Genomic DNA, 18,198 nt, shown 5'->3' with positions numbered 1-18,198 from the left:
GACCGCGTCTCTCGGCGCGGTCCGCTGTCGAGTCAGGCTTCACACTTCGCCGACACGCTCCGGATCGGCGGATGCCAGTGCGGCGGCGCGCTTGGCCTGCGGGGGATAGATCCACACGGTGTTAATCTGCTGCTTGGTCTTCTTCGCTTCGCCGCCGACCAACTCGAGCTTTCGATCCCAGCCTCGCGTGAAGATCGCGCCGGCTTCTCCGAGGTCGAGACAGGTCGCGTAGACCTCCTGGTGATAGTGCTTGGGCGCAACTCCCAGGAGTTCGGCGGCGGCATTGTTGCCGGCGAAGGCACCCATGCGTACGGCATGCTGGCAGGACATCAGCGCGTAATTGCCGACGTCATCGCACGCCGCTCTGGCCGCGTCGCCGGTTGCGAAAACGCCGGGTACTCCGGGGACCCGCAAGTCGCGGTCGACAAGCAGCCGGCCGAAACTGTCGCGCTCGGCGGGGATCTGCGCCGTCAGCGGCGCGGCGCGCATGCCCGCGGCCCAAATCACGGTCTCCGCTTCGATATGCTCGCCGGAAGTCAACGTGACGCCCGTCTTGTCCAGCGAGGCGACGCCGGCGCCGAGCCGCGTTTCGACACCGAGCTTGCGCAATGCGCCTTCGATGACGGGGCGCGGGCCTGCGCCCATGTCGGGAGCAATCGCGTTGTTCCTATCGACGATGACCACGCGCAGCTTGGCGCTATTGCCGAAGATCGATCGAAGCCGCGCGGGCATCTCCGTCGCCGTCTCGATTCCAGTGAATCCGCCGCCGGCGACGACGACCGTGTCGCGCCCGTTCCTTGCCGGCCGTTCGGTCAGGCTGTGGAGATGACGGTCGAGCGCAATCGCATCGTCGAGCTGGTCAACGCTGAAGGCGTGCTCGGCAAGACCGGGAATATTCGGGCGGAATAAACGACTGCCGGTCGCTACGACCAGCCGGTCATAGGAGAGGCTCGTCTTCGCGCCCTTGGCGTCGCAGATGTCTACCATGCGGGACTTGGTGTCGACAGTCTCGGCGCTACCTTGCACATAGACAACGTCGATCGCCTTGAGGACTTCCTGGAGAGGTGCCGTCAGCGTCTCGGGCTTCTGCTCGTAGAGCCGGGGGCGAACCACTAGTGTCGGCTCGGGCGCTACCAGCGCGATCTCGAGGTCTCGAGGCGAAACGCCCTGGATGTCGCGGAGCCGAGCGGCGGAAAGCGCAGCATACATGCCGGCGAAGCCGGCGCCTATGATGACAAGTCGCATTTGATCTTCTCCTGTGGTTGATCTTCGGGCATAGGCGCGCGGCCGCCGCCGCTCCCAGGTAGCGGCTCCTCGTGATTGACGACGACGCGAAGACGTGAAACGAGTCCTCAGGCGCTAAGGAGATGCGCAACTCGGCGGAGACGACGCCTGCGGCGGCAGGCGGCGACGAAAGAACAGCGGTTCAGCGGCATTCGGACTGCCCCAGCCGACGTAGGGAAGCGGTGCGCCATTGTTGGCCATCATGGAAATTTCCGGAGACGTCCTTTGCAGTGATTGCGCAGGAATTTCCACCTCTTCACCAGTTGCCGAGGTGAAGCGAATTGCCAACGATAGTCCGTACAGGATTGTGGGGGCGACCAGCTTGCGCCGCGGCGGGATTGCAAGAAGGCTAACGAAGGTCTTCGAGATCATCGTCTATCTCCGTCATTGGAGAGCGCGGGGTACCCTGTTTATCTACCCTACCAAAGCTGCACCGGCGCCAGAGCGATTGCGGTGCCTTCAGCGCGATTGCTGTTAGCGTATGCGTCGCCGCCAATCGCTCGGTGTTTCACCTGTCAGCCGTCTGAAGGCCGCGGTAAACGCCCCCTGAGAGGCATAGCCAAGCCTTGCTGCCACTAACGCGATCGACACGTCGGTGGTGCGAAGCATGGTCATGGCTTGCTCGAGCCGCAGCTGGCGCAGCCAGGCGTGAGGTGAAAGCCCGGTGCTCTCCTTGAAGGCGCGGCAGAAGTGAAAGCGCGACAGACCAGCATCGGATGCGAGCGCAGCAAGCGACACGTCGGCAAGACTGTCCGAGCGCAGACGCTCGATCGCGCGCCGCAGGGCGCCGGGAGACAGCCCGCCTGAAACCGGTTCGAAGGCGGTTGGCGCGCCACTGTGTCCGGCCAGCAGGCGCGTGGCCAAGATATCTGTCAGTCGGTCCCTGAATAGGGCGTCCAGGACGGCATTGCCGTCCGGCAGCTCCGTTGTACTCATCAGCAATCCGGATATGACGGCGTCAGCATGCCCCGTCCGCTCCAGAAGATCGCCGGGTGTGGACGTGTCGGCTTCGCGGGCAACGCGTTCGAGCGTTGCGTGGGGAAGGTAAAGCTGGATGACATCGACGTCGCCAGGAATATCCCATCTGGCGCTTGATCCAGCTGGAATGATGGTCACGACTCCGGAGCGAGCCGTTCCAATCGCGATCGAGTTTCCGGTGCGCCGCTCCAGGCGTTGAATGCCTGTTGGGTAGGTCATGACGACATGATCGATCATCGGCTGGACCACGTCGTGCAGTGCCCCATGCTTCCAGTGCGCGATGACTCCATTGCTGGAGCCTGACGTCATCTGGAGCGGCGCCGTCTTGAGAACCCGCGCCATCTCGGCGTCGGCAGGGCGCCGTTCGACGGCTGGCGAGCTGCTGCGGTGCGTACCCGGTTCGGCAAACAGAGCCTTCATAGGATCGTGCAGGACCGTCTTGCTCATCGAGCTGACCTCGCGTTCTGAAGACATTCTGCTTGCAGTGCGATTGCCGCTAACGCACGCGCCGCCGCCAATCGCTCGGTGCCTCTCCCGTCAATCGCCGGAACGCAGCAGCGAACGCTGTTTGCGAGGCATAGCCAAGCTCGGCCGCAACCATGGCGATCGATTCATCGGTGTCGCGCAGCATCTGCATCGCCCGCTCAAGCTGGTGTTGGCGCAACCACGCGTGAGGGGAGAGGCCGGTGCTTTCCTTGAACGCGCGGCAGAAGTGGAAGCGCGACAGATTGGCTTCCGCAGCCAAGGCATCGAGGGAAACGTCGACCTCGCTGTCCGAACGCAAGCGCTCGATGGCACGGAGCAGCACCTTGGGCGAAAGTCCGCCCATGGTTGGCTGGAACGTGGTCGGCGAACCGCTGTGGGCTGCCAGGAGGCGGGCGGCCAGGAGCTCCGTTAGTTGATGCCTGAACAGCATATCGAGAGCTCCATTGCCTTCCAGCGCACTGGCCGCGCTCAACAGCAATCGGGATGTAATGGAGTCGGGATGCGCCGTTCGCTCGAGGAGGTCCGTCGATGTGGCGGTCCCGGCTTCGTCGGCAACGCGCATCAGCGTTCGATGCGGAAGATAGAGTTGAACGACGTCGACCGGCTTTGGAATATCCCACCGGGAGCTGGATCCTTCCGGAATGATGATCACGACTCCGCGACGAAACGTTCCGATCGCAACCGATCTGCCGGACCGCCGTTCCATACGCTGCGTCATGCCGTTGTAGGCCATGATGACGTGGTGGCTCATGGGCTCCACGACGTCGTGCAACGGTTCGTGTTTCCAATGAGCGATCCCGGCGCCGGAGGCGTCCAATGCCATGTGAAACGGCGTCGTTCCGAGCACCCGTGCCATCTCGGCATCGGCCGCTCGTCGATCGGAGGCCGGAAAGTCAATTTCGTGGCGGCTGGGCGGTGCCGACGGAGCTCTCGAAGGATCCTGCAAGCTCGGTTCGTTCATGGACTTGTCCCTACGTCAGAAATGCACGGCATAGATTGCATTGGCCGCCGTGCAGTCGTGGCTATTGCCGGTGGCGCGCTCGCAATATCGACGGAAGGTGCCGCGGACGGTATCATGCGGCGGGTCTATGGCTCTCGTTTCAAACGGATAGGTCGACCTGTACCTTGGGCTAGGTCGACGCTCATTGAATCGGCGGATGGGACCGCTGGATGATGCTGGCAACATTGGACGGGTCGCCATGCTCCTCCGGCACCGGGAGTGTGAAGCGAAAGTAAGCGCCGCCGCTGGAACGATTTGAACCCGAAATGCTGCCGCCATGGGCCGCAATGATCGATTGGCAGATTGCGAGCCCAATACCGATGCCCGAATCTTTTGTGCTGAAGAAGCGGTCGAAGATGCGATCGAGATTCGCAGCTGCGATACCCGGCCCATTGTCGGAGATGGAGAAGACGGCCGAAGCGTCGTCATCGATCGAAGTCTGAATCTCGATCCGCGGAATTGGCTGGCCCGACTGCGCGATCGCCTGGGCACTATTGACGAGCAGGTTGATGATCACCTGCTGCAATTGAATGCGATCGCCCATCACGGGGGGAAGCCCGGAGCCAAATGTTGCCGACAAGGCGATCGACCTCGACTCGATATCGTGGCGACTGAACAGGAGGGCTTCTTCGACGACCTCATTGAGGTCGATCAGGCGCTTCTGCGGTTCCTGTTTCATGGCCATATCCCGGATCCGCTGGATGATCTCGGCGGCGCGACGGGCGTTAGATACGATTCTGGACGTCAGCTGCGTCACCTTTTCGATGTTCTGGTCCGCGCGCGCCAGCCATCGCAGGCTCGTCTCGCCGTTGGTCACGATTGCCGTGAGCGGCTGGTTGATCTCATGGGCGATCGAGGTCGCCAGCTCGCCCAGGGTTGCGATGCGTCCGGCATGCGTGAAGTCGGCCTGCAATTTTCGCAGTTGCCGTTCTGTATTCAGCCGTTCACTGATGTCCTGAATGGTGATGAAAGTTGTATCCAGCTGCTCGGGCGGCACCGGATAGGTGACGGTAAACAAGACGTCGATAACCGTGCCATCGAAGGCGAGAATCTTGGTTTGCTCGATGAAGTTTCGTCGACGTTCGAAATGGGCAACCATGACCCGGTTCGCGAGCCCCGGGGCGGCGGCAAAAAGGTAGCGCACAGGCTGGACGAGATCGGCGCCGTTGTTGGCGCGAAACAGTGATACTGCGTCTCGATTCACTTCGGTGACGTGGACGACATCCTTCGCGTGCTCGACCAGTTCCGGATTCTCCTCAAGATAGGTTGCAATGTCGCGGACGCCGTTAGCCTTCAATTGGTCAAAAACCTCGTCCGCCCGACGCGAATCGACTTGCCAGAGAGCGGTCGGTAGATATTGGATCAGCTTGCGATATCTCTCTTCGCTGGCCTGCAGTTCCCAGGAGCTGCGATCGTCGCTTGGCGCGCCATTAATTGTCACAAACACCGAGCCCAAAGACTTTGGCTCTGCCGCGTGCCATGCCCTGATGACGGGATCGCGTACGGATCCGCTCAGCACCATCTTGCGCGTCTCCAGACGCGAGCGATCGCTTGCCACGCTTTCGAGCAAGGTGGCGAGCACGGCACGACTCTCCGCTGGCCAGAACGCGCCGACGCGATGACCGATCATCTGCTCGTGACCGGCGTGCATTCCGAACATGCGCACCGCGCGATCGTTCACGGCCAGGATTCGAGTTGCGCTCAGCAACTCCTCGACCCACTCCGGGTGCTGATCGAGATCGATACTTGTTCCACGACGTCTTAGTTCTGCGATTGCATCGAGCACGCGTCGGGCTGGAGAGGTGTCGAGTTCCCAACAGGCGGTGAGGCCGGCTTGCAGTTCGGCGTCCAGACGCAGCGTTTCCGCCTCGGCAAGTCCTCCTGCATTTCGCCCGAATTCAACCAGATCGAAAACAGCGCCATTCGAGTCGCGTCGGGCGATTTGCCGTACAGCCACCGTCACTCTGGCCCCGGCCAGACTGCGGCGATGAACCACGCCCTCCCATCGACCCTCCCGCAGCAGCGTAGCGATGTGCCCGGCATGGTCTTCACAGAACGCATCATAACTCCGCCCGATCATGGCCATGGCCGGCCATCCATAAAGCGCTTCGGAAGCAGCGTTCCAATACCGAATGATCCCCTGCGCGTTGCGCACGATCACGCTTTCAGAAGCGAAGTCCGACAGCTGTAATCCGGACGGTGACGCGAAGGGATGCTCGCCATCCGTCGTGGCCTGATCGGGCAGGCTAACCATCGGAATTCGTTCCTTGTCCGTCGCCGCCCGGGGCAGGGCGCGCTTGGTTCAGGGCCGACCGCAGGTGGCGAAGGAGAGCTTCGCTGCTGATTGGTTTTGCCAGATAGGCGTGTGCGCCGCCCTTCATCGCGCGAGACCGAGACACCTTGCTCGTATCGGCAGTGACGACGATGACCGGGATCGACGAGCCGATGCTCTTTAACCCCTGCAATAGGTCGATGCCGCTACGGCCCGGCATGCTGACATCGGTTATCAGGCAATCGAACCTGCCCGGGACGTATTCCGCCATGAAGGCCTCTGCTCGATCGAACGCGCGACATGACACATCCTGCACCAGAAGGAGATCGGAAAGGGCCTCTCGCACGGCTTCATCGTCATCTACGATTGCGACTACGGGCGCCTTGGACAAACCTATGACCTTCGCTAGCATGGCCCATACGGCCACTAGCTCTGGCCCAATGCTGGCGGGAACGTAACTATCCTTCGGTCTAGGGTGATTTTTCCTCTCGGACCTTCGCAGGCAACAATTCCCAGATGCGAATGAGCTGGCTGGCCGAGGTTGCCTGCATCTTCCTGGACACGTTGCCGCGGTGCAGCTTTACGGTGACCTCGCTGATGCCGAGCTCGAACGCGATCTGCTTGTTCAGACGACCCTTGGCTACTGCGCGCAAAACGTCGCGCTCGCGCGGCGTCAACGTCGCGTAACGGTCGGTATGTTGCTTCACGAGCCGGGCCGTGTTTCTTTGCGAGATATCCTTTTCGATTCCAGCCGCGACTGCGTCGAGCAGCGTCTGATCTCTTACAGGCTTGGTAAGGAAATCGACGGCTCCGGCTTTGATTGCTTGCACAGACATCGGGATGTCGCCATGCCCGGTGAGGAAGATAATTGGCCTGGCATTACCGTTCGAAACGAGATGCTGCTGCAGGTCCAGGCCGCTTGCTCCTGGCATGCGAACGTCGAGGATGAGACAGCCTGGTCGCTCGGGGAGGTCGGCGTTCAAAAGGTCGTAAGTCGATCCAAAGCAACAGGCCTCGATTCCAACGGACAGCAGGAGTTCTCGAAGCGCGGAACGGATCTCCTCGTCATCGTCCACGATCACGACGAGCGGTTGGTCCTTCTTGTCGGCAGTCGTATTCATGGGGAAGCGCGGTAAGGGTGGCAAGGCGCGTGACGTGACGAATGCTGCTGTTCCGATCATCATGCAGCCTCCCGGTCGCTTCGGACTTCCTCGAGCTGCAATGTGGGGACGCGTGCTGCATCTCGCTCCCCCAATAGGATGCATTGCAGCTTCAAGGCGTCGTCGCCTTGGCCGCGACTGCGTTGAGTGCCGCAGTCATCGTCGTAATGGGGCCGTCGACCTGCTCGCTGAGGCCATGGCGCTGTGCGATATAGGACGGATCGTTGTACGACAGCCATGTCGTGCCTTTTTCGTCTTGCCAGACCAACGCTTTCAAAGGCAGATCGATGCCGATCGTCTGCACCGCGTCCATCAGCGGCGTCCCAACTTTGGCCGCGCCGAAGATTAGAAGATCCGTCGGCCGCAACGACAGGCCAGCCGCGCCGGCCGCGTGATCGATATGGGCAAACACTGTCATGCCCTTGGCGCGCACCTCCGCTTCGAGTCGATTCATGGTGTCTTCCGGCCCGAAGTTGCTGCGCAGCGTGGTCAGTCCGTCGGCCGCCATTGTGGGCACTCCCCGTAACCATATCAGCGAGATCAACGGAAAAGCGGCGACCCCTGCCAGTTCCATCCCTGGCAATTCTTGAGGCTGCCGTCAGGTCGAACACAACGGCGCCAACCGAACAGGTCGATGATGCCGTGAAGTGCCGCCACGATACGGGGTGTAGGTGAAATCCCAGCTGATCAGGCATCTCGATCTCTTCGATCTCTAAAAGATGATCGACGGACAGAGCGTATCCCTTGCATTGCATCGACACCTTGATGCAGTTCTGAAAAGTTCTGAAAAGGGGAACCGGCTAGCCGGTTCCATACGTGGATCGATTGTTCTAAATAGTCCCGGCGTCACAATGGGTTGCAAAGATGCCAGCGCAAGTGCGACCGTCGGTTTACAAGTCAGGAGAGTGGGAAATCGATCTCGTTCGGCGCGAACTGCGCTTCCGTGGCCTTCCAAGGGCCCTTGGCAGCCGCGCCTTCGAGGTCGTCGAGGTTCTTGTGCAACTAGCCGGCGAAGTTGTCGACAAGTACGACTTGATGGGGCGCGTATGGCCGGGAGCGGCGGTCGAAGAAAACACGCTGCAGGCGCAAATATCGGCCGTTCGCAGGGCTTTGGGTGACGACCGTGAGTTATTGAAAACCGTCGCGGGCCGCGGCTATCTCCTGCTCGGAGACTGGAGCCAACGGCAGTCGAGCGCGGCAGACCACATTCCACTTGGTTCGGCTTCGAGTTTTCTGACGAATTTTCCTGCAGCTGCGAGCACGCTGATCGGCCGATCCGCTGCCCTGGCGGAATTGTTGGAACTCCTCTCATCTTACCGAACGGTGACCCTCACAGGGCCGGCCGGAATCGGCAAGACGGCGCTGGCGCTGGAAGTCGCCCGAAACCTGTTCGCAAGTTTTCAAGGCGACGGCATGCTCGTCGAACTGGCGTCCATTTCCGACTCCGGCTTGGTGCCATCGACGGTCGCGAGTAGCCTCGGGTTGAAACTAGGCGGCCGAAGTGTCACGTCGGAAGCCGTTGCGAGGGCGATCGGATCGAGCCGGATGCTCCTCGTACTCGACAATTGTGAACATGTTATCGACGCCACAGCCGAATTTTCTGAGACCTTGATCAGCAAATGTCCTCATTTGTCGATCCTTGCCACCAGCCGTGAGGTGTTGCGGATTGACGGGGAATGCGTTTATCGCGTGCCGCCGCTCGATGTTCCACCCGACTATCAAGGCGAAGCTGCCAGTGTTCTTGCTCACAGCGCAGCGCAGCTTCTACTCGCACGCGTCCGTGCGCATCAACAGGATTTCTCCCCGCATGGCGACCAGCTTCGCGCAGTAGCCGCGATCTGCCGGAGGCTTGACGGCATTCCGCTCGCAATCGAGTTTGCCGCTGCCCGTGTTGCAACGCTCGGTCTCGAGCAGGTCGCCGCCCGGTTGGACGATCGCTTCTCGGTCTTGACGGGAGGTCGGCGAACTGCGCTCCCGCGTAACCAGACTCTTCGGGCGACGCTGGACTGGAGCTATCGCCTCCTGACAGACGGCGAACGGTCGCTCTTGCGCCGCTTATCTGTCTTTGCTGGTGGCTTTACCCTTGAGGCGGCACTGCGTGTGGCGAGCGAAGAAGCGAACAGCGATATCGCGACTGCTGATGGACTTGCCAACCTGGTGGTCAAGTCGCTCGTCAGTCATGACACCTCGGGGTCAAAAGATAGGTGGCGATTGCTGGAGACAATCCGCGTCTACGCGCGGGAGAAGCTGATCGAGAGCGGAGAGGCCTCGGAGATCGCGCGACGCCATGCAAATTTTCTTCGAGCCCATCTGGCTGGCGTCGCCATCGGCTCGCGCACAACCCCCGGCATCCAGGATGTCATTCCGTACTATCATGAGCTCGATGACGTCCGCGCGGCGCTCGATTGGTGCTTCTCCCAGGATGGAGACGTCGGGCTGGGTGTGCGCCTGACGGCTGCCTATGCACCGGTTTGGCTGCATGCGCACCTTCTGCACGAATGCCGCGAGCGCTGCGAATATGCATTGAGCCGTACTAGTCCTGGCGATGCACCCGGCGAAAAGATTCTGATGGATCTGTACAGCGCCCTCGGCTTCGCCTTGGTGTTCACGATGGGTCCGATCGAGCGAACGCAATTCGTGCTGAGCACCGCGCTGGCGCTTGCACAGAAGGCAAGCAGCAAAGACATCGAGCTTCGGGCGCTCGGCGCGCTAATCGCTATGCAGTTCATCAACGGTGAGAGCGATGCTGCGCGATCGAGCATCCGCCGTTTCATCAGAAGTGCTTCGGCCATGGGCGATGCAGCGGCTCAGCAGATTGGCCAACGGCTGCTCGGGAACGCGCTATTGTTCGCGGGAAAATTGTCGTACGCCCAGATGCGTCTGGAACGTGTGTTGGAAAGAGCCAGTAAACCGCTCGACCAGCGCGGGCCGCTTCTTTTCCGCTACGACAACCATGCCATGGCGCGTGGAATGTTGGCTCGAGTGCTGTGGTTGCGAGGCGCCGTGGATCGGGCGATCCAGGAGGCTCGCGCCGGCATCGAGATTGTCAAAGGTATGGGCGACCCGTTTTCGTTGTGCTGGGTGATCTACTATGGCGCATTTCCCGTGGCGCTGATGACTGCCGATTTTGACGCGGCGGAGCATACGATATCAATGCTGACCGATCCAGCGACAGGGCTGCCGTCGGGAATCTGGGGGACAGTTGCCGGCTGTCTGCGGGGCAAGCTGTTGATCGCGCGTGGTGCCTATGACGAGGGCGTAGATCTGCTCGGTTCCACACTGGACGCTTGCGATCGAGGCGGTTGGCGGATCTCGCATCCGGAATTTTTCAGCTCGCTCGCGCTGGGGCTATCCGAGCTTGGCCGCACAACGGAAGCGACGGTCGCGATCACGCGGGGATTCGCCGCCGTCGGTGAAGGAAAAGAGCAATGGTGCGTTCCTGAATTGCACCGCGTACAAGGCGAATTGCTTCTCAAGCATGGCGGAGATCCAGCGGACGCTTCGAGCTGTTTCGAACGGGCGTTGGATCTCGCGGGCAGGCAAGGTGCCCTGTCATGGGAGTTGCGAGCAGCCTTGAGCATGGCTCGGCTCAGGGGTGACCAGCAGAGACTAACAGAGGCACGGCAGGTACTTGCACCGGTTTATGCCCGCTTCAGGGAAGGCTTGGACACACCGGATCTCGTGCGCGCCAAGGCGATGCTGGCATCGCTGGTTTGAACGCGCGACTAAACGCCAGGCGTCGGTCCGAGTGCTCGCAGAACCATCTTCTCTACGCCAAACTACGATTTACCGTGTCCGGGTCGCGGTACCGTTTTGCCTCGAACCCGGCATCGACAAGGATCTTGGCAAGCTGTTTGCGGGCGTAGAAGATCCGGCTCTTGGCGGTGGCCTGCGGGATGCCGACAATCGTGCTGAGCTCGGCGACCGACTTCTCGCGATAGTAAAACAGCTCGATGATTTCGCGATGCGCCGGCGACAGCTTGTCCAGGCATGCGTACAGGATGCCGCTGGTTTCCTTGCGGTCGAGCGCCGCTTCGGGCGTGTCGCCGGTGTCTGCGAAGTCAAGCACGCCGCTTCGATCGATCGTCTCATGGGTACGCTCGCGCCGCGAGTTGATGGCCTTGAAGCGGGCGATCGAGAGCAGCCACGTCGAAACCCGCGCGCGACTCTCAAACCTGTTCGCAGAACGCCAAACATCGAGGAAGACCTGGCTGACGAGGTCTTCGATAACGGAGGGGTTGCGGACCAGGCCCCGGATCATGTGCGATACTTTTCCGCGATGGCGGGCGAACATGATATGCATCGCCGCCTTGTCGCCTTCCGCGACGTTCCTCAGCAACATCTCGTCAGAGACGTCTTCCTGCGCAAAGCGGGGGGCCTGCTTCCGTTCGCACGAGGCAGGTCGCGAAAGACACGGCGGCTCTGCTGCCGGGTAGACGGCGTAGGCGAGATGCTCTCGGCTGATCGCATCGGTCCCTCCGCTTCGAGGGCGAGAGGCGTTGTCGACGCGGCTCGGCAAGGGCGCGGTGGTGAGAATCGGCGCAGGCCCGGCCGGCGGAACTGTCCGGGGCCGGCGGCGCAATCGAGCCGGGTTCTCCGCTTCCTGGCGTCCCTCGATGATCGACATCGTCACCTCCGTCCAGTTCCGACGAGATGGCGGAAGAGTGCGTCTCATGACCGCGCACGCACTATCCTACGCGGGGGTCCTATCCCTAGTCTCCTCGTCTAGGTGAATTAGTCCGAAGGTAGGATGACGCGATAGCATTTCCGCTTTGACCTGAGGGAACGACGGCGATTTGCCCTTTCGCCAGTCGTTTGAGAAAGGAAGAAGTCGTCGGTCAGATCGCGACCCGAACCGAATGTCGGTATTGGTAGTTGCCTCACGCCCGTCGGCGCTCGCACTCCCGCGCAGGTCCGGATTATCCCGCGGCTCGACCGGTGCATAGAACGCATCCATGTCCGACATGGATGATCTTGCGCCGGCGGAGCGGGCCCGATCCCTGATCGTCGTCTTCACCGGTCTCACAAATACAGGCCCGGCGGCGTTTCCTTCCTGGACCGGGACACTAGAATTCCCGGCGTCAATCCAGCTGCATGGCCTGTGCCGCCGGGCTCATCGCCTGCTGGCGAGGTGAACGTTCGAGTTTGTGCCTGGCTGGGGAGCGCCAATCGTGGCCCATACGGCAATGCCGATGACCAGCGCGATCAATACGGTCTTGGTAGCGATTTTATTGCCATTCATCCTGGCGACGCCTCACGCGCTCGGTCGGCAAATCTCAAAAGTACGCCGCCAGGCCCGAAATGGTTTGTCCCGGCGGCGCCCTGTTCTTCCAGCCTCTGGGCCCTGAAATCCCCAGCAACGACAATCTAGCACCGCCTGTGCCAAGCGGCTGTTACCTGCTTCACACAGTTGGAAGAAAGAGCTGGCGCCCAGGCCGGCACACTAGTTCCGCCTTGACGCCGGACATGCACCCAAGCCCGGCATTTACCTCCGCAACCCGTTGAAATCACATAAAATGCGACCGCCCTCCGAGCGCACCTCGTGCGAGATCATTCGCCATGCGGGATGTGAGCGCGGATGAGCCTCAATCCAGTTGCTGCGCGACGTTGAGCAGCTTCTCTCTGAGCCACTTGTGTCCTGGATCGGTCGTATGGCGTGGGTGCCAGTACATGGCCTCGTGGATGTCCGGAACAGATATTGGGGACTCCAGTAGCTTGATGTCGATCGTGCCAATCAGTCTCCTGGCCGCCCGTTCCAGCACGAGGCTGACGAGCCGCGTCCCCTTGATAAGAAACGGGTTCAACAGAAAGCTTTCGACGGTCACCTCTATGCGCCGTTGCACGCCGGCATTGGCAAGATGTTGGTCGGCGAGGTTCAGCTGCCGATCGTCTCCGATGCCGTAGACGAGATGCGGAAGTTCGAGAAACTGCGTCTCGGTCAACGTATCGCCGGTGACGTCGGGGTGATTTGCATCGACGGCGCAGAGCCATCGATCGCTTAGCAGCGACGCTGACGGATAGTCGTTCGGTCCGAAGAGTTCGATCGGCTCGATGACAATGTCCGCCTGGTTCGTCTGCAGCACGCGCGCGGCGTCGCGAGCACGAGGCAGTAGATGAATTGTCACGTTTGGAGCCTCGTTGGAGATAATCCTCACGAGCGGCGTGAGCAGGACCAGCCCCGCATAGTCGGACGCACTGATCGAGAACGTCCGCGCATCGTTCGCCGGGTCAAATCCAGGACGACGCAGCAGCAGCTGTTCGACCTTGCTAAGCGATTCCTTCAGCGGGACGATGAGGTCCTCCGCATTTCGTGTGAGAGCCAGATCGCGTCCAACGCGCACCAGCAATGGGTCGTGGAAGACTTCGCGGAGTCGCGCGAGAGCCGCGCTCATCGCCGATTGGCTGAGACCGATGCGCTCGCCAGCCCGACTTACGTTGCGCTCGGTAAGGAGCGCGTCGAGTATCACGAGTAAGTTGAGGTCAATACTTCGGAGGTTCACCCCAGGTCTCCCGATGCATGCGACCTCGGACCGTAACAATTTGCCTCGCCATGCACTATCGGAATGAGCTCGTCCTTTGCGTATTTCGATCGGCGGAATCTCTCATGTTGCGGTTGCGAGATGTTGCCGTGCGATGTGCTGGGCTCTTGGCTTCCAACGTCCCCTGAACGGCGCATGAGGCGGATGGATCGATCCGGCGGATAGCTGGAATATTTATTATCGATTAGACGTCGGCCAGGCGCGCCACTTAGCCTCTGTGACACGAATAAGTCGCTACGAGGCTTACCATGAAGAACAACTCGGGAATTGGAAACGATCGCGGAGTTCTGCCCTCGCTGACGACTGCGGATGCGGCGGCATTCCGGGCGGCGATGCGGCATTTCGTCGGAAGCGTGAGCGTCGTGACAACTTGGCATGGCGATAGACCCTGGGGCATGACGATCAGTTCGTTTACTTCAGTCTGCACCGAGCCGCCGACGATACTGATCTGCCTGAACAGCAAGACCGTGACCGCCGCGCACGTACGAGAAGGCGGGGGCTTCGCGGTGAACCTCCTCACGCAGGATCAGCTTCACCTTTCGGAGCTCTGCTCGCGTCCTAGCGTCGACAAATTCATTGACGAACACGTCCTGCTATCGACCGACGTTTCCGGCGGAAAAGGACTTCCGCGGCTACGCGAGGCGTCGGTTGTGTTCGAATGTCGGACGGTCGAGCAACTCTTGGTCGGAAGCCATCGCATCGCCATCGCCGTGATCGAGAGCATTCACGCACCGGCCGCCGGTCCGCCGTTACTCTACGGACAGGGACGCTACATGTATGGCGTCGATCTGGAGGCGCGCGCATGATGTCAGCATCAACCCCAAAGGAAGTCGTTACCGCGCTCTACGATGCCTACGGGAGGCGCGATCACCGCGCGATCCTCGCGCTCTATTGCGATGATGCGTCGCACGACGAAGTCGCGCAACTCAAGACAAAGCAGGGCTCCGCTGAGATCGCGGTGGGCATGCAGAAGCTGTTCAGCTGGCTTCCTGACGTCCGCTGGGAGGTGAAGTCCATGATTGTAGGAGGCGATGGAGTAGTTGCCGTCGCCTACGTCATGCATGCGACCGCGCCGCGGAAGAGCGGCACGACTGAGGCGAAGGTCATTTCGTTGCGCGGCGTCCAGTTGGTCCAAGTCGCGGACGGCCGGATACGCCACAGCGAAGATTACTGGGACGCAGCGACGTTCCAGCGGCAAGTTTCCTAAAAACATGACAAGGAGTGAGCTATGAGAACCGGTGCCGAGTATCTTCAGTCTCTACGAGACGGCCGTCGCGTCTACGTCGGTGGTGAGCTGATCGAGGACGTGACCACGCATCCCATGACGAAGGGGTATGCGAATGCCATCGCCGAATACTACGATCTTCATCTCGACCCGAAGCATCAAGACATTGCGACTTTCATCGATGAGGACGGCAAGCGCCAGTCGATGCACTGGTTCCTTCCGCGATCAAAGGAAGATGTGGTCAAACGCCGCCAGTACTGCGACTTCCTTTGCCGTCACTTCAAGGGCGGCATCTTCACACGGCCGCCGGCCGGCATGAATGTGGTTATGTTCACCCAGGTGGACGACCAGAGGCCTTGGTCGGAGAACTCGCGCTTCAGCGGCAAGAAGCGCGATCTCTCCGGAAATATTCAGCGTCAGTGGGAAGAGGTCACGGCTCAGGATCTGGCTATCTCGCCGATGTTCCTCGATGTCCAGTTCGATCGCGGCCGTGACAATGCGATGGCCGAGACGCCGATGCTGAAGATCATCGAAGAACGCGACGACGGCATCCTTGTCCGCGGCTGGAAGGCGATCGGTACGTCCGTTCCTTTCGTCAATCATCTTCTTATTGGAAACTTGTGGCGCCCCGGCCAGACCGCGGAGCAGACTGTCTACGCGCTCGTGCCGATCGCTACCAAAGGCATTTCGGTCGTGGCCCGCAAGTCGAACGCGCAGCCGGACGCAGATCCGTACGATCGCCCGTTGGCCACGATCGGTGACGAACTCGACGCGATGGTCTACTTCGACGACGTCCTCATTCCGTGGGACCGGGTGCAGCACGTTGGCAATCCTGACCACGCGAAATGGTATCCGCAACGGCAATTCGACTGGGTGCATCTCGAGACCCAGATCCGTCATTGTGTCCATGCCGAGCTGATGGTCGGTCTCGCTCTGCTCTTGACTCAATCGCTGGGCACCAGCACCAACCCGGTCGTCGCGGCGCAGCTCGCTGAGCTCATTCGCTTCCGCGAGACCTGCCGGGCCTTCATGATCGCCGCTGAAGAGACCGGATTCGCGACCCCCGGTGGATTGTTCAAGCCGAACAATATCTACATCGACTTCGGCCGCGCCTACTACCTCGAGAACCAGGCCAAGATGGTGAACACGCTGATCGACTTCTGCGGTCGCGGTGTCGTTATCCAACCGTCGAAGCGCGAGATGGAAGATCCATACATCGGTCCGAAGCTCGCCGAGGCCCTCCGCGGCGCGGAGATCAGCGCCTACGACCGCATCAAGATCTTCCGCCAGATCAGCGAGCGATTCCTGAGCGAATGGGGCAACCGCCACGAGATGTTCGAAAAGTTCAACGGCACGCCTCTCTATCTCATCAACTTGCTGACGATGCAGCGCACCGAGTATCAGGTCGATGGACCGCTGACCGAGCTGGCGCGGCAGGTGCTCGGCTTTGGCGACACAGCGGAGCTAGGGAAGCGTGCGCAGGAAGCCGAGCAGAAGTCCCACTACGCCAGCGTCCGCTTCCAGCCTGACTACGCGAAAGCCCAGGATGTTAAGAAGTCCTACATGAACGACGCGGCCGGTTAGGCGAAGCGTCACCCAAGATCGCGGAAGCCACAGTGGGCTTTCGCGGTCCCTTCAGTGCCTTTCGAAGGTGAATCGTGCCACGCTTCACGTTTTCTGTCGTGCCGACACGTGTGATGTTTGGTTCGCGGACAATCGTGTCGATTGGCAGCGAGGTTGAACGGCTGGATCGAAGGCGGGCATTCGTGGTTTGCAGTCCAGCCCGGCGGCGTGAAGGCGAAATGCTGCGCGACCATCTCGGTCGCTCCTGCAGCGACGTCTATTCGGGCGCCGTCCTGCACACTCCGACAAGCGAATCCGCGCCCCTTCGACCACTCGTCGATCCGCGAGATACTGCGCGCGGCGTGTGGCGGTCGTCCGGCGAAGACAATCCGGGTGGACGATTACAGGATTTGACGTGACTTCATCAAAGATGAATTGGACGGGGAACTATGCGAAACTTTGACGAGATCACGATCACTGACGCGGTCATCGACCGTCTTTCAGGTGCAAGCGACAGGCGAGCGGCTGAGGTCAGCGCCGCGTTGGTCCGGCATCTCCATGCATTCGTGAGGGAGGTGCGGCCGACCATCGAGGAATGGGAGCGGGGGATCGCGTTCCTGACCGATACAGGAAAGATGTGCACGAACACACGCCAAGAGTTCGTGCTTCTGTCGGATACGCTCGGCGTCTCAATGCTCGTGGATGCGATTAATCACGGAGCAGCCCAGGGGGTCACGGAGTCGACAGTGCTTGGACCCTTCTACGTGGAGGGACCACCCGAGAAAGGGTCCGGGGAAAATATCTCTGGCGGTCTCGTAGGTGACCCGCTCATCGTCACGGGAACAGTCAATGCTCCAGACGGCACGCCGATTAGGGGCGCCGTCGTCGATGTCTGGCATTCGGACGGCGATGGCTACTACGACGTCCAGCAATTCGAGGAGACTGGTGGCTTGGCCATGAGGGCCCGGTTCTCGACGGACGGAGATGGCAAGTTCAGTTTCTGGAGTATTAGGCCGGCGGCATATCCCATTCCTCACGACGGTCCTGTCGGAGCCATGCTGGAGAAGCAGGGACGGCATCCGTGGCGACCGGCGCACATCCACTTCATGATTTCGGCGCCTGGCTATCGAAAGCTGGTGACGCACGTATTCGCGGAAGGCGACAAGTATCTCGACACCGACGTCGTCTTCGGCGTCAAGGACAGCCTGGTGCGCGAATTTATCGAGATGCCGGCAGGGCAGGCGCCGGACGGCCTTATCCAGAACTCGCCCTTTTTCCATCTGCACTACGACTTCGGCTTGCACTTATCATGAGGCTCGACTTTCGATCAGTCGATGCGCACCGGATTGGGCACCAGCGATCACCTCGTTCACCTTCCCTCAGTCAGGAAGCGAAGCTCGAGCACCTCGATGGTTGCGGTTGCGCACCGCGACGATCCTGCCCCTTTTGACTTTCCCCTTTGCGAGCCATTCACCGGCCCATTGCCCGAAAAGCCGAGCGGCCGCCTGCCTGTGCTTATCGAACTGCTTCTCGGTGCTCGGATCGCTGCCTTACCGGCCGGCTGCGACTGCACGAGAACAAGCGGTGACGAACACCGACCTATGCGGAATGCCTATTTTTCAAGGGATTCGAGCGCTTCGCGGACGGCCGCGGACGTCTGGGAAGAACGGGCGCGAACAGCCTGGTTGGTG

Annotated in this window: 14 protein-coding genes and 1 pseudogene; 5 read left to right on the top strand and 10 right to left on the bottom strand. The window is 60.8% G+C overall.

Annotated elements, in window-relative coordinates:
• Nucleotides 1–39: 39 nt before the first annotated feature.
• The 8 genes from CK489_RS03400 to CK489_RS03365 all read right to left on the bottom strand — a co-directional run bounded on the left by CK489_RS03400 (nucleotide 40) and on the right by CK489_RS03365 (nucleotide 7,688).
• Complete coding sequence (locus CK489_RS03400) at nucleotides 40–1,245, bottom strand: NAD(P)/FAD-dependent oxidoreductase (protein ID WP_095731309.1); 1,206 nt, start codon at nucleotides 1,243–1,245, stop codon at nucleotides 40–42.
• A gap of 114 nt (nucleotides 1,246–1,359) precedes the next feature.
• Nucleotides 1,360–1,656, bottom strand: coding sequence for a hypothetical protein (locus CK489_RS03395; RefSeq protein ID WP_094194122.1), 297 nt, complete (start codon nucleotides 1,654–1,656; stop codon nucleotides 1,360–1,362).
• A 102-nt stretch (nucleotides 1,657–1,758) separates the two neighbouring features.
• Nucleotides 1,759–2,709 carry a helix-turn-helix domain-containing protein gene (locus CK489_RS03390; protein WP_198960821.1) on the bottom strand — a complete coding sequence of 317 codons (951 nt, stop codon included), beginning with the start codon at nucleotides 2,707–2,709 and terminating at the stop codon, nucleotides 1,759–1,761.
• A gap of 49 nt (nucleotides 2,710–2,758) precedes the next feature.
• On the bottom strand, nucleotides 2,759–3,709 hold the full coding sequence (locus CK489_RS03385; protein WP_050629896.1) for a helix-turn-helix transcriptional regulator: 951 nt from the start codon (nucleotides 3,707–3,709) through the stop codon (nucleotides 2,759–2,761).
• Between the two features lie 181 nt (nucleotides 3,710–3,890).
• On the bottom strand, nucleotides 3,891–6,002 hold the full coding sequence (locus tag CK489_RS03380; protein WP_095731307.1) for a PAS domain-containing sensor histidine kinase: 2,112 nt from the start codon (nucleotides 6,000–6,002) through the stop codon (nucleotides 3,891–3,893).
• A complete protein-coding gene (locus CK489_RS03375; RefSeq protein ID WP_050629898.1) occupies nucleotides 5,995–6,432 on the bottom strand; it encodes a response regulator transcription factor in 438 nt (145 codons plus the stop codon). Before CK489_RS03375 ends, CK489_RS03380 begins: the two co-directional genes overlap by 8 nt.
• A 58-nt stretch (nucleotides 6,433–6,490) precedes the next feature.
• Nucleotides 6,491–7,204: a response regulator transcription factor gene (locus CK489_RS03370; RefSeq protein ID WP_502694100.1), complete on the bottom strand. Its 714-nt coding sequence runs from the start codon at nucleotides 7,202–7,204 to the stop codon at nucleotides 6,491–6,493.
• A gap of 88 nt (nucleotides 7,205–7,292) precedes the next feature.
• The gene (locus CK489_RS03365) at nucleotides 7,293–7,688 is read right to left on the bottom strand and encodes a DUF302 domain-containing protein (RefSeq protein WP_094194125.1); all 396 of its coding nucleotides are present in this window, start codon (nucleotides 7,686–7,688) and stop codon (nucleotides 7,293–7,295) included.
• Nucleotides 7,689–8,044: 356 nt separating this feature from the next.
• On the opposite strand from CK489_RS03365, the gene CK489_RS03360 reads away from it, so the two are divergent.
• Entirely contained in the window at nucleotides 8,045–10,897 is a 2,853-nt protein-coding gene (locus CK489_RS03360; protein ID WP_095731306.1) for an ATP-binding protein, read from the top strand.
• Nucleotides 10,898–10,949: 52 nt separating this feature from the next.
• Here CK489_RS03360 and CK489_RS03355 read toward each other — a convergent pair.
• Together CK489_RS03355 and CK489_RS03350 are read right to left on the bottom strand one after the other, a co-directional pair.
• Nucleotides 10,950–11,546, bottom strand: a pseudogene (locus CK489_RS03355) (sigma-70 family RNA polymerase sigma factor); the annotation flags it as partial.
• Between the two features lie 1,219 nt (nucleotides 11,547–12,765).
• Nucleotides 12,766–13,680 (bottom strand): LysR family transcriptional regulator, encoded by a 915-nt coding sequence (locus tag CK489_RS03350; RefSeq protein WP_198960819.1) that lies wholly within the window; start codon nucleotides 13,678–13,680, stop codon nucleotides 12,766–12,768.
• A gap of 287 nt (nucleotides 13,681–13,967) precedes the next feature.
• On the opposite strand from CK489_RS03350, the gene CK489_RS03345 reads away from it, so the two are divergent.
• From CK489_RS03345 to CK489_RS03330, 4 genes are all read left to right on the top strand, one after another.
• Nucleotides 13,968–14,525 carry a flavin reductase family protein gene (locus tag CK489_RS03345; protein ID WP_050629802.1) on the top strand — a complete coding sequence of 186 codons (558 nt, stop codon included), beginning with the start codon at nucleotides 13,968–13,970 and terminating at the stop codon, nucleotides 14,523–14,525.
• Entirely contained in the window at nucleotides 14,522–14,926 is a 405-nt protein-coding gene (locus CK489_RS03340) for a nuclear transport factor 2 family protein (protein WP_050629801.1), read from the top strand. The genes CK489_RS03345 and CK489_RS03340 overlap by 4 nt, the downstream gene beginning before the upstream one ends.
• A gap of 21 nt (nucleotides 14,927–14,947) precedes the next feature.
• Nucleotides 14,948–16,528, top strand: coding sequence for a 4-hydroxyphenylacetate 3-hydroxylase family protein (locus CK489_RS03335; protein WP_050629800.1), 1,581 nt, complete (start codon nucleotides 14,948–14,950; stop codon nucleotides 16,526–16,528).
• Between the two features lie 428 nt (nucleotides 16,529–16,956).
• Nucleotides 16,957–17,820: an intradiol ring-cleavage dioxygenase gene (locus CK489_RS03330; RefSeq protein ID WP_095731303.1), complete on the top strand. Its 864-nt coding sequence runs from the start codon at nucleotides 16,957–16,959 to the stop codon at nucleotides 17,818–17,820.
• Nucleotides 17,821–18,198: the final 378 nt, after the last annotated feature.

Source organism: Bradyrhizobium sp. UFLA03-84 (genome assembly GCF_002289535.1).
In the GTDB taxonomy this organism is placed as follows: domain Bacteria; phylum Pseudomonadota; class Alphaproteobacteria; order Rhizobiales; family Xanthobacteraceae; genus Bradyrhizobium; species Bradyrhizobium viridifuturi.
The sequence above is the reverse complement of the archived record's forward strand: the minus strand, read 5'-3'. Positions and strand labels throughout refer to the sequence as shown.

Bases quoted from the DNA above. Each gene is read 5' to 3' on its own strand.
- CK489_RS03400 (WP_095731309.1), bottom strand. From the start codon at position 1,245: ATGCGACTTGTCATCATAGGCGCCGGCTTCGCCGGCATGTATGCTGCG.
- CK489_RS03395 (WP_094194122.1), bottom strand. From the start codon at position 1,656: ATGATCTCGAAGACCTTCGTTAGCCTTCTTGCAATCCCGCCGCGGCGC.
- CK489_RS03390 (WP_198960821.1), bottom strand. From the start codon at position 2,709: ATGAGCAAGACGGTCCTGCACGATCCTATGAAGGCTCTGTTTGCCGAA.
- CK489_RS03385 (WP_050629896.1), bottom strand. From the start codon at position 3,709: ATGAACGAACCGAGCTTGCAGGATCCTTCGAGAGCTCCGTCGGCACCG.
- CK489_RS03380 (WP_095731307.1), bottom strand. From the start codon at position 6,002: ATGGTTAGCCTGCCCGATCAGGCCACGACGGATGGCGAGCATCCCTTC.
- CK489_RS03375 (WP_050629898.1), bottom strand. From the start codon at position 6,432: ATGCTAGCGAAGGTCATAGGTTTGTCCAAGGCGCCCGTAGTCGCAATC.
- CK489_RS03370 (WP_502694100.1), bottom strand. From the start codon at position 7,204: ATGATGATCGGAACAGCAGCATTCGTCACGTCACGCGCCTTGCCACCC.
- CK489_RS03365 (WP_094194125.1), bottom strand. From the start codon at position 7,688: ATGGCGGCCGACGGACTGACCACGCTGCGCAGCAACTTCGGGCCGGAA.
- CK489_RS03360 (WP_095731306.1), top strand. From the start codon at position 8,045: ATGCCAGCGCAAGTGCGACCGTCGGTTTACAAGTCAGGAGAGTGGGAA.
- CK489_RS03345 (WP_050629802.1), top strand. From the start codon at position 13,968: ATGAAGAACAACTCGGGAATTGGAAACGATCGCGGAGTTCTGCCCTCG.
- CK489_RS03340 (WP_050629801.1), top strand. From the start codon at position 14,522: ATGATGTCAGCATCAACCCCAAAGGAAGTCGTTACCGCGCTCTACGAT.
- CK489_RS03335 (WP_050629800.1), top strand. From the start codon at position 14,948: ATGAGAACCGGTGCCGAGTATCTTCAGTCTCTACGAGACGGCCGTCGC.
- CK489_RS03330 (WP_095731303.1), top strand. From the start codon at position 16,957: ATGCGAAACTTTGACGAGATCACGATCACTGACGCGGTCATCGACCGT.